This window comes from Kribbella sp. NPDC050820 (assembly GCF_040653975.1).
GTDB lineage: Bacteria > Actinomycetota > Actinomycetes > Propionibacteriales > Kribbellaceae > Kribbella.
Genome location: NZ_JBFAHB010000069.1, coordinates 35,437 through 50,205, shown reverse-complemented (window position 1 = coordinate 50,205; position 14,769 = coordinate 35,437). Strand labels below are relative to the sequence as shown.

Genomic DNA, 14,769 nt, shown 5'->3' with positions numbered 1-14,769 from the left:
CGGTTCGCCGTACCGGCGCGCGTCCGTCCTACATGGCCAGCAGGCGCTGGAAGAAGGCGCGGTACTTCTGCAGCGCGGAGCGCAGGTCTTCGGTCGAGGGCTCACCGTCGGACCACTGCTTCTCGAGGCCCTGGTGCTGTTCCTCGAAGCTCATCGACAGGCGCTTGAGCACGTCGTCGACGAGTTGGTCGGCTTCGCTCACCGACTGGCGTGGGTCGTCGACGAAGCCCTGCTGGATGACCTCCCAGCGCGTCCTGAAATCGACCACCCGGTCCTCGGCCAGCAACGGCTGAGTGCCGTCGACCGCTGTCCACTCCGTGCCGCGCCCGCTCGTCATGCTCGCGTCTCGCTCGCTTGTCATGCTCGCGTCGCCTTCGCGGGTGTCCGTCGGATCCATGTCGTCGTGACGCGCGTCCGGCGTACGCATGTCGTCCATGTGTGTGCTCGTCGTACCGATGTCGTCGTCACGCGTGTTCTGCGTCATGACGTCGTCGTCGCGGAGATCCGGCGTGCGGTTGTCCTGTGCACTCATGCTTGCTCCTTCACGTCTGTTGAGGGCGTGCTGTCGGCCAGCAGTGCCTCGACCAGATGGCGGTAGGCGGTGACGGCCTGGCGTAGTTCCTCGGTGTCGGTCTCGCCCTTGGCCTGGGCCACCGCGACCCGGTGCGCGTCGCGGTAGTGCGCTGCGACCTCCGGGTGCTCCACCGAGATGTCGCTGACCCGCTGGTCGAACTCGTCGACCGGGTAGCCGGCCTCGCGCATCATCCGCACGACCAGTTGGTCGGCGTCGGCGACCGCGGCTGCGGGCTGGTCGACGAAGCTCTGCTGCACGTGCGCCCACTCGGCGCGGTAGTGCTCGGCCGCCTCATGGCTCAACGGAGTGATGTCCAGCTTCGACACCCGGCGCTCGCGCTCGCGCAGCTCGCGTTCGGTGCTCCGCCGGTCACCCGACTCCTCGAGTGTGTGCTCGTACTCCGGGCCGAACCGCTGCCGCAGCTCACCCGAGCGCCTGCGCTGGTACATGAACAGCAGCGCGGCCGCCGCGAGCACCACCACGGCGACGATGACGACTGTCAGGGCGGTATCCATCAGACCTCCAGTCACTTGAGCAGTCCGAGCGATCCGGAGAACCCGATCGCGAGGACCTTCGGCAGGCGGTCTCCAGCGCCGCCTCACATCCCCGAGGCACAGCCGGTACCCACACCAAACGCAGACAAGCGTCCAGCCGGCGCACCCGGGACTGCGGGTGGCCGGCTGGACGCGGAGGGAGTCAGGCCTTCGGGGCCAGCTTGTGGACGACGATGCCGGACTTGAAGGTGGTGGTGCCGAGCAGTTCCAGGTGGGTGATGGCGACGTCGACGCCGTCGAACAGCTTCGCCCCACTGGCCAGGACCGGAAAGATCCAGAAGTGGTACTCGTCGACGAGCTTGTGCTCCAGCAGCGTCTTCGAGAACTCACCCGTGCCGTACTTGATCAGGTCGCCGCCGTCCTCGGCCTTGAGTCGCTTGACCGCCTCGGCCGCGTCACCCTCGAGCGGGCGGGCGTTCCAGGTGAACTCGGTCAGGGTGCGCGTGGCGACGTACTTCGGCATCGCGTTGAAGTTGTCCGTGAACGGGTCGCCGCTGCGCTGCGACCAGGCCTCGGCGAAGCCTTCGTAGGTGACCCGGCCGAGCACTTGGGCCTCGACGCCTTCCATCAGGCCCTGGGAGTAGGCGGCGTGCTCGTCGTCCCAGTACGGCGGGGAGAAGTCCTGCGGGTTGTCAATGACGCCGTTGGTGGTCATGAAGGTGGTCTCGATCAGCTTCCTCATTGTTCTTTCCTTACTGTTGGTAGGGACGTGCGGTGCGTGCATCCAGGAGTGCTCGGGCCCACCAGACGAGCTGGTCGAGCATGAGCTTGGCCTGGGCCTCGTAGCCGGCCGACGCTCGCGGCCAGTCGCCGTCGGCGGTGAACTGCTCCCAGTAGCAGGGCAGTGCGACCGTGTGACGGATGGTGACGGCCTGGAGCTCGGAGAAGACCTGTCGCAACTGCGCTGTCGCGTTCAGTCCGCCGGTCTCCCGGCCGTAGCTGACGATCGCGACCGGCTTGGCGTGCCACTCCTCGTAGTACCAGTCCAGTGCGGTCTTCAGCGGTGCCGGGAAGCTGCAGTTGTACTCCGGGGTCACCACGGCGAACGCGTCTGCGGTGGCGAGCCGCGGAGCCAGTACGGCGACCTCGGCGGGGGTCTCGTCGTCGGTGTCGGGCAGTGTGGTCGGCAGGTTCGCGGTGGCCAGGTCGATCAGGTCCACCTCGAACTGCTTGCCGGCCTGCTGGGCGAGCCAGTGGGCCACGGTCGGTCCGAAGCGTCCGTTGCGGGTGCTGCCGATGATCACTGCCAGTCGCATCTGCTGCCTCCTTTCTGATGACCCAGACTCTGCCGGAACCCGTTTACGGTTTCTTTCCGGTCGACCGGGGTGGCGCCGTAAGACCGGTCCGGCGGTTAGGGTGCGGCCATGCGTTTCGGGGTGCTCGGGCCGGTCACTGCCTGGACGGACGCGGGGGAGCCCGTCACGATCCAGGGCCTGAAGGTCCGTGCCCTGCTGGCCGACCTCCTCGTCCACGAGGGCCGCCCGGTCCCCGCCGACCGCCTCATCGACGACCTCTGGGGCTCACAGCTCCCCGGCAATCCGGCCGGCACGCTCTCCGCCAAGGTGTCGCAGCTCCGCCGCGCCTTCGAGGACGCCGAGCCCGGCAGTCGCGCATTGGTGAAGTCCGGCCCGGCCGGCTACTCACTGACCGTCGACAGCTCGTCGTACGACGCTCTGACCTTCGCGGACCGAGTTGGCGCGGGACGGCTGGGCGAGGCGCTCGCGTTGTGGCGTGGTCCGGCGTACGCCGACTTCGCGGACGAGGCGTTTGTGGAGACGGCTGTGGCCCGGCTGGACGAGCAGCGGCTCAATGCGGTCGAGACCTGGGCCGATGCGCCGGTGGATGAGCTGGCTGCGCTGGTTGCTGAGCACCCGCTGCGTGAGCGGCTGCGTGCGAGTCACATGCGTGCTCTCTACCGGAGCGGTCGACAGACTGAGGCGCTGGACAGCTACGAGGAGCTGCGACGCTTGCTGGCCGACGAGCTGGGGCTGGATCCCAGTCCGGAGCTGGTCGCGCTCCACCAGTCGATCCTCACGCAGGAGCTTCCCAGCCGGCGCTCCAACCTGCCTGCGCAGTTGACCGAGCTGATCGGCCGGTCCGAGGCGTTGGCCGACGTCAGCGCGTGCCTGGCCGCATCGCGGCTGGTCACGCTGACCGGCCCAGGGGGAGTGGGTAAGACCCGGCTCTCTCTGGGCGCGGCCGCTGAAGTGGCTGACCGGTTCTCTGACGGTGTTGTCTTCGTCGAGCTTGCGGCGGTGACCCCTGCTGCGCTGTCGGTGAGTAACTCGCTGACTGACGCTGTGCAGGCTGCACTGGACGTGCGGGACATTGCCGGACCGTTTGAGACCGTGGTGGAGCGGCTGGCGGCCGTGATGGGCTCTCGCTTGCTGGTGCTCGACAACTGCGAGCAGGTGGTGTCCGAGGTCGCTGACCTGACGGATCGCTTGCTGGCAGCTGCTCCGGGCTTGCGAGTGTTGGCGACGAGTCGCGAGCCGCTGGGTCTGGCCGGCGAGGTCGTGTGGAGTGTGCCGACGCTTGACGTGCCGTCGCGAGATGACGGGCTCGAGGTGCTGAGCGAGCGAAGCGCGGTGCAGTTGTTCGTTGCCCGGGCTTCGGCAGCATCGCGTGATTTCACTCTGACCGATGAGAACGCTGCTGACGTGTCCGTGCTCTGCAGACGGCTGGACGGCATTCCGCTTGCGCTGGAGCTTGCGGCGACGCGCGTACGCGCTCTTGGTGTCCGTGGACTGGTTGCGCGGCTGGACGATCGCTTCCGATTGCTGGCGACCGGGCACCGTGGGGCTGCGCCGCGGCAGCAGACGCTGCTCGCGATGATCGACTGGAGCTGGGAGCTGCTCAGCCCGGACGAGCAGGCTGTGTTGCGGCGGCTCGCCGTACATGCGGATGGGTGCACGGCAGAGGCTGCGTCGGTGGTGTGCGGCTTCGACGTACTCGATGTACTGATCCGGTTGGTGGACCGGTCGCTAGTCGTACCGGTGCAGGGCGTGGAAGGGCCGCGGTACCGGCTGCTGGAGTCTGTGGCGGCGTACTGCGTGGAGAAGCTGCGTGCCGCGGACGAGCTGGAGTCCGTGCAGCAACGGCATCTGGAGTACTACACGTCCTTCGCCGAGGAGGCTCGGCCGCAGCTGTACGGCGGTGCGCAGGGTAGGTGGTTGCAGCTGCTGGACGAGGACGCGGCCAACCTGCGGTCTGCGTTGGACCGTGCTGTCGCCACCGACCAGGTTGAGTTGGCTGAGCGGTTGGTGGACGCACTGGCCTGGTACTGGTACCTGCGTGGGCGGATCGCTGAGGCGCTGCGGTCGCTGGCGGCAGTGCCGGGCTCAAAGCGGGCTGGTGCTTGGCGAGTCGGGTTCATGTACGTGCAGGGCGACAGTGCTGCTGCCGCGGAGCGGGATCGGTGGCTTGAGGCGGCAGATGCTCGTGCGCAGTGGTGGATCGCCTTTGCTGGCAGCGATGTCGGCGACCTGGTGACCTGCCAGGCGCTGCTGGAGGTCGCGTTGAAGACCTTCGAGGCGGACGGCGACCAGTGGGGTGTCGCAGCCGTGCTGGCGGCGCGCGCCAAGCATGCACATGTGCGGTCTGACGCCGCCGCGCTGCATGCGGATGCATCCGAGAGTGCACGCATCTTCCGGACGCTGGGGGACCGGTGGGGTGTTCTGCAGGCGACCAGTTGGCTCAGTGCGCATGCAGAGTTCGTCGGCGACTTCGACAAGGCAGCGCAGTTGCAGCGCGAAGGTGCGCAGCTGGCTGACGAGCTTGGGCTCTGGCCGGAGCTCGCTGGCTCATTGGGGATGCTGGGCTGGACTGAGATCAGGCAGGGCGACTACGACGCTGCTAGAGCGCATGGCGAGCGTGCGCTGCGCCTGGCGACCGAGCAGGACCAGCGGTCGACGCAGGCCCTTGCGGAGATCGTGTTGGCTTACGCGGCCCGCCGTACCGGTGCACTGGACGAGGCAGAGACGCGTCTGCGCGCGCTGGTGGATGCAGCACGCCAGCAGAAGGACCCGGTCCTCTACTTGTCGATGGTGTTGACGGAGCTCGCGTACGTCGTGGAGCTGCGTGGCGAGCCGTCGACGGCGCTCGAGCTGCACCTCGAGGCCTTCCGCATCTCTGAGGAGTACGAGTCGGTGCGCGGCATGTGCTGGTCGCTGGAGGGCATCGCCGCCTGCCTGCCGGACAAACGTGTTGCTGCACAGCTGCTGGGCTCGGTGGACGCGACCCGCGCTGCCGAGGGCTTCCTGGTCGCCCCTGCCGAGTCCGGCGACTACGACCGTTCTGCGTCGGCAGCCCGCGCGGTGCTGGGGGACGAGGAGTACGAGCTCGCCCACGCCGCCGGGACCACCCTGTCCCCGGAGCAAGCCTTTCGTCTGCTCTGATCTCTTGTAGATATTCTGCGCTTGAGATTATTTGTGCGCCGAAGTAGTTTGGTGGTCACTCAGACGCTGAAAGGTGAACCATGGACTACGGCCACGAGCTGGTCTTCGGCACGTTCCTGACCCCGGCGGTCGACAGCCCGGCCCGGGTGATCGCGCTGGCGCAACTGACCGAGCAGGTCGGCCTCGACCTGGTCACCTTCCAGGACCACCCGTACCAGCCGCGCCTGATGGACGCCTGGACCCTGCTGTCCGTCGTCGCCGCCCAGACCCAGCGCATCAAGGTCGCGACGAACGTCGCCAACCTCCCGCTGCGGCACCCGGTCGTCCTCGCCCGCAGCGTCGCCACCTTGGACCTGATCAGCGGTGGCCGGGTCGAGCTGGGGCTCGGAGCCGGCGGCTTCCTGGAGGCGGTCGCTGCGAACGCGGGTCCTCAACTGACCGCCGGGCAGAGCATCGGCGCGCTGGAAGAAGCCATCGCGATCATGCGTGAGGTGTGGACGCCGGAGGGCGGCGGCATCCGGCTGCCGGGCAAGCACTACACCCTCGCCGGCGCCAAGCGTGGTCCGCAGCCTGCGCACGACGTCGAGATCTGGCTCGGCGCCTACAAGCCGCGCATGCTCGCGGTCACAGGGCGCCTTGCCGACGGCTGGCTGCCAAGCAGCGCGTACGCCGGACCGGACCAGCTCGCCGCGATGAACAAGATCATCGACGAGGCCGCTGTGGAGGCCGGGCGCGACCCTGCGTCGGTGCGGCGGCTCTACAACCTGTCTGGGCGGTTCGACGGTCGTGGTGGCGGGTTCCTGCAAGGTCCGGAGGAGCTGTGGATCGACCAGCTCGCCGAACTGACGCTGGGCGAGGGCATGAGCACCTACATCCTGGGCTCCGACAACCCTGACGACATCCGCCGGTTCGCTGAGGTTGCCAGTGGTGTCCGCGAGGCCGTGTCCGCTGCTCGCTCCGGTGCGGTCGTTGAGCGTGCTGCTCCCGATTCCGGTGCGTTTGCCGTGCTGCCGACTCCAGCTCCTGCCGTACGACGAAGCGCCGTACAGGTGCTGGATGAGTCGGAGCGGCCGACCGGGCCGGCATTGGACCCGGAGCGGACGTATACGCCGTACCAGCTGCAGTCTGGTCAGCACCTGATCGACGTACACGACCATCTGCGTGCTGAGCTCGAGCAGATCAGGGACTTGGTCGAGCAGGTGGCCGCCGGCTCGATCGGTGTCGGGCAGGCGCGGTCGCACATCAACACGATGACCATGCGGCAGAACAACTGGACGCTGGGGACGTACTGCGAGTCGTACTGCCGGCTGGTGACCACTCACCACACGCTGGAGGACACGTCGCTGTTCCTGCACTTGCGGCGGGCCGATCCGGCGCTGGCGCCCGTCGTGGACCGGCTGGAGGAGGAGCACCGGATCATCCACGACGTACTGGAAGGCGTGGACAAGGCTCTGGTCGCGCTGGTGGACGGGTCAGGCAGCATCGACGGCCTGCGGTCGGCCGTGGACCTGCTGGACGACACGCTGCTCTCGCACCTGTCCTACGAGGAGCGGGAGCTGGTGGAGCCGCTGGCGCGGCTCGGGGTCATTTAGCCCCTATTTGGCCTCGCCGAGGAGGGAGGCGAGGATGTCGAGGAGGCGGAGGGTCGGCACCTCACCGAGCAGCCGCGCGGCCGACGTCGCCGGCTCGGCGATCAGCCGGACCTGCAGCAGCTTGAAGTCGCGGACGTTGGCCGGGTTGACCAGGTCGTTGTGCACCGCGGTCAGGAACTCGGCGCCGGCCGACGCCGAGCCGTAGGTCATCCGGATGAAGCTGTCGGTCACCGGGTAGAGGAACGGCCGCTTCAGGTGCAGCAGCTTCGACTTCTTCGCGTGCCCGAACCCGCGGTGGCCGGTGAACTTCTCGTCCAGCGCCATCGCCGCCTCGAACAGCTCACTGCCCGGCGCCGCGTCCTCCAGCCGCGCGTCCACCGGGATCGCGGCGAGCTCCTTCTCCGCCTCCACCTCGAGCAGCCACGGGATGTCCATCGCGCGCAGGTCGGCGCCGATCACCATCGTCCGGGCCAGGTCCTCGAGCGTGATCCGGTTCGGGTCGGACCCTCCGACGCACGTCATCCCCGGCAGACCGTCGTAGTACTGCAGCACGGCGCCGTTCGTCTCGGCGTACAGCCGTAACTGCGCAATCGCCTCGTCGACGACGATCTTCCGAGTACCGATGTTCATGAGCCACACCCTCACACTCTTGGTGGCAGACCCGCCAGCAGACAGACCGTCATCCGAACGTTTCCCTGACACGCTTTCGCAGATCGTAGGCGACACCCCGCTCACCCACACGCCAGGGTCACTTCCCGTTATCCACAGCCGGTAATCATCCGCTCCGGAGAGCCTCCGATCTCCGTAAACTCTCAGTGACAGGAGATCAACCGAGCGGAGGCGACCATGAACCCTGTCCGGCGATTGCTCGCCTTGCTGGTCGGTGTGCTCCTGGCGGTTCAGCCTGCCCCAGTCGCGCACGCCGCACCACCGGGCACGTGTGTCCACGTCGACGTCGCGGTGACCGCGAGCGGCGAGCTCCTGACCAAGGGCCCGCAGATCGCGCACGACGGCGGCTTCGCCCACTCAGGTACCGGGCAGAAGTTCACCTTCACGGCGCGAACCTTCGCGCCGTCAGGAAACATCTGCACCATCCAGCTCGCCGACCTGCGCACCTGGAAGGCGACCGCCTGGCCGTGCGAGAACCGTCCGGCGCCCAAGCCCGCGCGGACCCAGTCACTGAGCTGGTCGATCACGGTGCCGGTCGACTGTGCGCTGACGAGCTCGCCGGGCTTGCTGAGCGCATCGCTGACCAACGGCAAGGGCTCGGCGAGCGGCAACGTGATGATCTACGCAGGTGCCCCCGGGTTCGTCCTGCCGGACCTGCAGGCGCGCGGTCTCTTCGGTCCGTTCGCGCTGCAGTCCGACCCGGTCAACTCGCTGACCGGCGCCCTGGTCGCTTCCGAATCAGATGCCTCCGTGAACGGACTTGGCGTCCCGCTGACGGTGGCGCGGACCTACAACTCCAACGACTCGGCTGCCAGTCCACTCGGTCGCGGCTGGCGTCCGTCGTACTCGGATCGGCTGACGCTCGACGCGCGTGGCGCGCGGTACGTGGCGTCGGACGGACGGGAGATCGGCTTCGAGCGGCAGGGGACCGGGTTCGTCGTCGAGCGCGGCGTTGCGCGGTTCGGCCTGGCGCGAGTCGGCAACGAGTACTTGCTGACGAGTTTCGACCAGTTGCGGATGCGGTTCTCGCCGGCTGGCGAGCTGGTGTCGATCCTCGACCGGAACGGTCAGGGTGTGGCGGTCGAGCGCGTCTCCGGCCGCGTGGCAACGGTGACGAACGGCCGGCGCTCGTTGTCGTACGACTACAACGAAGTCGGCCTGATCACGTCGGTCCGGCTGTCGGGGCCGGGCGTCGAGCCGCGGACCGTGCGCTATGAGTACGACGATGGGCGGCTGACCGGCGTGACGTCGCATGGTGGCGTGCGGACGCGGTACGCGTACGTCGACGGTCGCCTGCAGTCGGAGACGGTCGGAGACTCGGCAAAGCCGTCCTTCGTGACCGAGTACGACGGTGACGGGCGGGTCGTCGCCCAGACGGACGCGAAGGGTGGCAAGTCGACCTGGTCCTGGGACCCTGCCGGCATCCGCGGTACGTCGACGATGACCGACCCGACCGGCGGGAAGTGGATCAATGAGTACGAGCGCAACTGGCTCGTCCGCCAGGTCGACCCGACCGGCGCCACGGTCACCTTCCACTACGACTCGGCCGGCAACCTCATCCGCGTCTTCGACAGCCTCGGTCACGGCGCACGCCACACCTACGAAGCCCTCGGCCGGGTCGTCTCGTCGGCGGATGCCGGCGGCAACGTCACCCGCCGGTCCTACAACGGCTTCAACGACGTGGTCGCGACGATCGATCCGCTCGGCCGCAGTACGACGTACTCCTACGACGCGCGTGGCAACTCGGTCGGGGCGACGTACGCCGGCCGGACGTCGACGGTCGCGTACGACGGCCGAGGTCTGGTGACGCAATCACGGGATCCGCTCGGGCGGGTCACGCGGTTCGCGTACTCCGAGGATGGCGACCTCGTCAGCGTGACCGATCCGGCCGGGCGAGTCGCTCGCTATGAGGTGGACGGCTGGGGTCGACTGACGAAGGCGACCTCACCGCGGGGCGGCGTCAGCACCTACACCTACACGCCGGATGACCAGCCGCTCGAGCAACGTGGACCGCTGGACGTCACGACGCGGCAGACGTACGACGGCCAAGGCCGGTTGGCGACCATGGTCGACGGCCGCGGCAACACCACCCGGTTTCGGTACGACGACACCGGCACCCTGGTCGGCGTCACCCGACCATCGTTGCCGGAGGCCACCGCCACCTTCGACGCGTCCGGGCGCCTGACCAAACGTGTGGACGCGAGCGGCCGGGAGCAGACCTTCTCGTACGACGCCGCCGGGCGGACGGTCGACACGACGTTCGGTGGTCGCACGTGGCGCTTCAGCTATGACAAGGCCGGTCGGCTGATCCGCACGACTTTGCCGTCGGGGAAGTCCGCGTCGTTCACCTTGGATCCGCGTGGCGCGGTGACCAAGATCGCGTATTCCGACAAGACCCCGACCGTCAGCTTCGCGTGGGATGCAGTCGGCCGCCGTACCTCGATGACCGACGCACTCGGCACGACCCGCTTCGGGTACGACGCCTTCGACCAACTGACGTCAGCCGGTTCGGTTGCCTATCGGTGGGATGCGGTTGGCAACCTCATCGGGCGTACCGCAGCCGGGCGTACCGAGAGCTACACGTGGGATGTAGTCGACCGTCTCTCGTCGGCCTCGGTCGACGGGAAGCCGCTGGCGTCGTACCGCTACGACCCGCGCGGCACGATCACGACTACGCTCCCGGGCGGACTCGTCGAGACCCGCGCACTCGACCTGCGAGACCGAACAACCTCGCTGACGGTGGTTCGTGGTGGCGGCCCGGTCCGGTCGATCACCTCGTCGTACGACGCCGCCGACAACGTGATCCGCTCCGACGATTCGGTTGCGGGCAAGTCGTCGTACACCTATGACGTCCTGAACCGCCTGACCGGCGTCTGCTACCGCGTCGACGAGTGCACCGACGACGCCCAGGACTTCATCCGCTACGACTACGACCCCATCGGCAACCGCACCTGGGAGCAACGCCCCACCGGGAGCACCTGGTCGTTGTACGGCCCCGGCAGCGAACTCCTCGCATCCATCACCGCGCCCGCGACGTACCCGCTCGACCCGCCGAGGTCCCAGGTCTCCACCTATGACCCCGACGGCAACCTGACCTCCGACGGAACCACGACTTACACCTGGTCCGCCGCAGGCAAACCCATCACCTCAACCACTGCCACGGGAAAGACCACCTACACCCACACCGGCGACGGCCGCCGGGCCACCTCCACCACCGGCTCCCAAACCACCAGCTACCTCTGGGACCCGCTCTCACCCCAGATCCTCGCCACCAACACCGCCCGCTACCTCTACGGCAAAGGCCTGCTGGCGACAGCGGCAGGCCCATCCCTCACCCCACTGACCACGACCCCCACCGGCACCGTCCTCACGACCGCCACCCCAACCCCCACCCACCACACCTACGACCCGTACGGCCTCCCGCGCACCCCCACCAACGGCTCCACGTCAGCCGGCCCGGGCTATATCGGCGGCCTCAAACTCCCCAACGGCAACTACCTACTCGGCCAACGCGAGTACAACCCCTCCACCGGAACCTTCCTCACCCCCGACCAAGGCGGATCCCCCAATCCCTACGCCTACACCTCCGGCAATCCCCTCAAATCCACCGACCTCCAAGGCCTGTCCGACATAGAAGGCACCCTCACCGACGTCTCCCACCTCACCGGCTGGGCCTCCACCGCCGCCCTCACCGGCGCCGTCATCTGCACCCTCGCCCGCCCCTGCGCCCCCGCCGTCCCCATCCTCATGCAAGTCTCCGCCGCCACCGGCCTAGCCTCCGCCGGCACCGCCGGAGTCCTGGACGCCCAGGCGTGTGTTGTGAAGGGCAACTGCGCCGCGCTGACGGCTCAGCTTGCCGTTGGCGTCGTCGCGAGCCGGCTCCCTGCCGCAGGACTGGCCGAACGTGCCGGTCCGGGGATGGTGACGGTCTATCGTGTCGAAGGATCTGGCAATCAGCGGCTGAGGATCGGGCAGTCCGGGGATGTCAGCGTCAGAGGTAACGGGATGCTGTTCCTCAACTTCGGCGACAAAGATCGTGCGCTCAGCTACTACCAAAGACGACACGCACAGGGATACGGCGACACTCAGATGAAGGCATTCGAGGTCCCGCAGTCATACGTTGACTCTCTGCGTCGATCGGCTGTCCCCGAGAGCGAAGCACGGCTTGCTCCGGATGCGCCGCTGCTTGTCGACGCGACCAAAGCCAGGGATCAATTCGGACTCAGACAGTGTCACGTCCCGGAGTTGATCCAACAGATACAACCTGGGAGCGGAAGGATCATCTGTTGAATCGCGATGTAGAACGCCGTTATCTGGAGGGCGTAGGCCATTCCCCGGCGTCGTTGGGGGTCGGGCTTGAGCTCTCGGTCAGATCCTCGGACAGCGAGTCGGTCCTCGCGCGCTGCCGGTCGGTTCTGCTGAGGGTCCTCGAGCTCGGAGGGGAAGACTGGCCGACTCTGGACGTGTGGCGGAGCCAACTACCTGGCTGGTTCGTGGATGCCTGTGGACCGGAGCGGACGGTGGAGGAAGCTCGGGAGTGGTTGAGTTGGTGGAGAGCATTACCGCCGGATGAGCAAGCGGCTGCTACGGAGGCAAAGCGCTGGGCGCTCTCGGACTGGTTATGGTGGCTGGAGCCTGCTCAACGCACCTGGTACTGGCTTGGCGCCGAAGTGATTGACTCTCGTGATCTCCGGATCTTTCTGGAGACAGACGGGTCGCCCGCGCCGTACGGCGCGCTGCGTTGGCTACTGAAGGCCGCCGGAGCCACCGCAGTCGAAGAGCTCTGAGTCGGTGAGCAGGAATCGAGGACGGTTGAGCGAGGCCTGCTGAGCATCAGACACTCGGCGGCCTCGCGCAGACATTCCGGGCCACCGTGCGTTCGCTGGCGTCTTGATGTCCTGGCAGATTCCGGCGCGTCGCCGACTTGGGGCCGACGTCTGTGTGGCTTGACTGCTGAATGACCAACCATTCCAGGGCTGGGAGGCGCTGTCGTTCGACGAGCATCGCGGGGAGTGCGGAGGCTGATGGGCGCTGTGGTTGAGCTGGTGATCGGGGTGAATGAGACGAAGATGATCGCGGGTATGGGAGTGCGCCTGCGTCTTCGTTCGTGCCATCGCCGAATCAGCTCGAGATGTTGGGGGATTCGCTGAGTGCGTCTCGTGCTCAGGACGTGTTGAGAGTCGTGGCCGATGGTGAGGAAGTCCCGGGCCTGACGACGTACGGGCTGACCACGCGTTGTGGCTGACACTCGAGCATGTTTCCTTCTGACGCGTGGGTGGGGGCGCCCGAGGTCAGCGAGTTCATGCTGTACGGCGTGACGTGGGAGGTCATGAGGTGGGACGTGCCTGTCAGTATCTGGCCCACCGGTCATGAGTTCGTGTCCGCAGTGCGTCGGACGTTGCGTGCGATGATCGACTGGGGTTGCTGTGTGGCTTGGGTCGGAGCGGAGGGAATTCCGTTCTGTGATCCGCCCGGTCTGTTCGATCCTGTCTGTATGGCTGGGGGAGTCCTCGCGTGGATGACCGATGCCGGCGACTTCGACTGCCGTTGGATCCGGACCGTCCTGTTGCTCGAGCCATCGACGAGATCCTCGTAGCGCTCAGAAACCACGCGAGCGGCCTCGCGGACGCCACCGGCATGTGGCCGGACTGACCGGGCCGCCCTCTCGGTCCGTGGCGGAGCGCCCGACGGCGGGTGGGCGGTGGTCGTTGCCTGGGTGTCTGACTGGCGTCGAGTGTGACGCCGTACGGCGTTTGCGTCGCGTCGCGTCGCACGAGATGACGACGCCGACCGGGGATTGGTCGAGGGAGACTGCTGTGGTGTCGGCGTACGGCTGGGTGGGAGTGCGTTGTAGGCCCAGGGGACCAGGCCGACGCTCAGGCTCGCGATCGCGGAGAACGCGTGCTGAGCGGGGGCGGGAGTTGGCTGTCACGTGGCGTGGCTTGGTTGGTGCTGGGTGGGGGCGGTGGGCGGGGATAGTGGGTTGGCCGCGGCGGGGTTCTCTGCGGCGATGGCGGTGCTGGGCTGGGGGTGCGGGAGATCGTCGGCAGGAGTTGCCGGGGCAGTTTGGTCGGTGGCGCGGTGGGGTGGGCCGGCGTGGCCTGGGGTGCACATGGGGGTTCTTTCTGGTGGTGGTCGGTGGGTGAGGTCAGCGGGGGGCTAGGCGGATGATGGGGTATTGGCGGGGGGTCTTGGCTTGGTACTTGGCCCAGCGGGGCTGGGCTGTGGTGATGCGGTGCCAGGCTTCGGTGCGGGTCGGGCCTTCGAGGGGGGTGGGGGTGACGGGGAGGGGGGTGCCGCCGGCGAAGGTGATGGTGGCTTGGGTGGGGTGGGCCATCAGGTTGGCGTGCCAGTCGGGGTGCTGGCTGCCGCCGCCGGAGGCGACCACCAGCCAGGCGTTGTCGCCGTCGGGGAACCAGGCCAGCGGGACTTCGCGGGGTTCGCCGCTGCGGCGGCCGATGGTCTGGAGGACGAGTACGTCCATGCCCATCATCTTGTCGCGGCCGGCGTGGATCTTGCGGGAGGTACGGGCGTTCATCGTCCGCTGGATCCAGCGGGAGAACGGGCCGGGGGTGCCAGGCTTGCGCTTCGCGGTCTGCTGGTTGGTCGTCATCGGTGCCTCTCCAGAGTTCGTGGTGGTTTCTCTGGTGGCAACGCTATGAGCGGGCCCGCCGCGGGGGCTTCTCGATTCCTGACCGATCGCCACCGGAGCCTTCTCCGGTGTACGCGGGGGCTAGGTGGTGGCGGCTATTTGGGAGGGGAGGGGGTAGGGACGTGCGGCGGGGGCCCACTGGATGCGGACGGGAGACGTGGCGAGGGAGGCATGCCAGGAGGCTTCGGATTCGTGGTGCGTCGGGTCGTCGTCGAACAAGGCGCTGATCTGGTGGTACGTCGTCAGGCCAGATGCGGTATGCACGAGCTAACTGGGTTGCTGGGTCTGGGACGGGCGCTGATGATGCGGGTATGGAGACGACCCGTGAAGT

At 67.6% G+C, this 14,769-nt stretch carries 9 protein-coding genes; 3 read left to right on the top strand and 6 right to left on the bottom strand.

Annotation, left to right across the window (positions count from 1 at the left end; all coding sequences use genetic code 11):
• Nucleotides 1-28: 28 nt before the first annotated feature.
• From AB0H36_RS38260 to AB0H36_RS38245, 4 genes are all read right to left on the bottom strand, one after another.
• Nucleotides 29-532, bottom strand: coding sequence for a hypothetical protein (locus AB0H36_RS38260; protein WP_360535167.1), 504 nt, complete (start codon nucleotides 530-532; stop codon nucleotides 29-31).
• Nucleotides 529-1,089: a hypothetical protein gene (locus AB0H36_RS38255; protein WP_360535165.1), complete on the bottom strand. Its 561-nt coding sequence runs from the start codon at nucleotides 1,087-1,089 to the stop codon at nucleotides 529-531. Before AB0H36_RS38255 ends, AB0H36_RS38260 begins: the two co-directional genes overlap by 4 nt.
• 181 nt (nucleotides 1,090-1,270) lie before the next feature.
• Complete coding sequence (locus tag AB0H36_RS38250) at nucleotides 1,271-1,810, bottom strand: dihydrofolate reductase family protein (protein ID WP_360535163.1); 540 nt, start codon at nucleotides 1,808-1,810, stop codon at nucleotides 1,271-1,273.
• A 10-nt stretch (nucleotides 1,811-1,820) separates the two neighbouring features.
• Nucleotides 1,821-2,384, bottom strand: coding sequence for an NAD(P)H-dependent oxidoreductase (locus AB0H36_RS38245; protein ID WP_360535161.1), 564 nt, complete (start codon nucleotides 2,382-2,384; stop codon nucleotides 1,821-1,823).
• A gap of 108 nt (nucleotides 2,385-2,492) precedes the next feature.
• Here AB0H36_RS38245 and AB0H36_RS38240 point away from each other — a divergent pair, with 108 nt between their 5' ends.
• Together AB0H36_RS38240 and AB0H36_RS38235 are read left to right on the top strand one after the other, a co-directional pair.
• Nucleotides 2,493-5,525 (top strand): BTAD domain-containing putative transcriptional regulator, encoded by a 3,033-nt coding sequence (locus AB0H36_RS38240; RefSeq protein WP_360535159.1) that lies wholly within the window; start codon nucleotides 2,493-2,495, stop codon nucleotides 5,523-5,525.
• An 80-nt stretch (nucleotides 5,526-5,605) separates the two neighbouring features.
• The gene (locus AB0H36_RS38235) at nucleotides 5,606-7,117 is read left to right on the top strand and encodes an LLM class flavin-dependent oxidoreductase (protein WP_360535157.1); all 1,512 of its coding nucleotides are present in this window, start codon (nucleotides 5,606-5,608) and stop codon (nucleotides 7,115-7,117) included.
• A 3-nt stretch (nucleotides 7,118-7,120) separates the two neighbouring features.
• On the opposite strand, the gene AB0H36_RS38230 is transcribed toward AB0H36_RS38235, so the two are convergent.
• Nucleotides 7,121-7,747: a DUF6308 family protein gene (locus AB0H36_RS38230; protein ID WP_360535155.1), complete on the bottom strand. Its 627-nt coding sequence runs from the start codon at nucleotides 7,745-7,747 to the stop codon at nucleotides 7,121-7,123.
• 216 nt (nucleotides 7,748-7,963) lie between these two features.
• Between AB0H36_RS38230 and AB0H36_RS38225 the strand changes: the two genes are divergently transcribed.
• Nucleotides 7,964-12,076 carry a DUF6531 domain-containing protein gene (locus AB0H36_RS38225; protein ID WP_360535153.1) on the top strand — a complete coding sequence of 1,371 codons (4,113 nt, stop codon included), beginning with the start codon at nucleotides 7,964-7,966 and terminating at the stop codon, nucleotides 12,074-12,076.
• Nucleotides 12,077-13,934: 1,858 nt separating this feature from the next.
• Here AB0H36_RS38225 and AB0H36_RS38220 read toward each other — a convergent pair.
• The gene (locus tag AB0H36_RS38220) at nucleotides 13,935-14,399 is read right to left on the bottom strand and encodes a nitroreductase family deazaflavin-dependent oxidoreductase (RefSeq protein ID WP_360535151.1); all 465 of its coding nucleotides are present in this window, start codon (nucleotides 14,397-14,399) and stop codon (nucleotides 13,935-13,937) included.
• Nucleotides 14,400-14,769 lie beyond the last annotated feature (370 nt).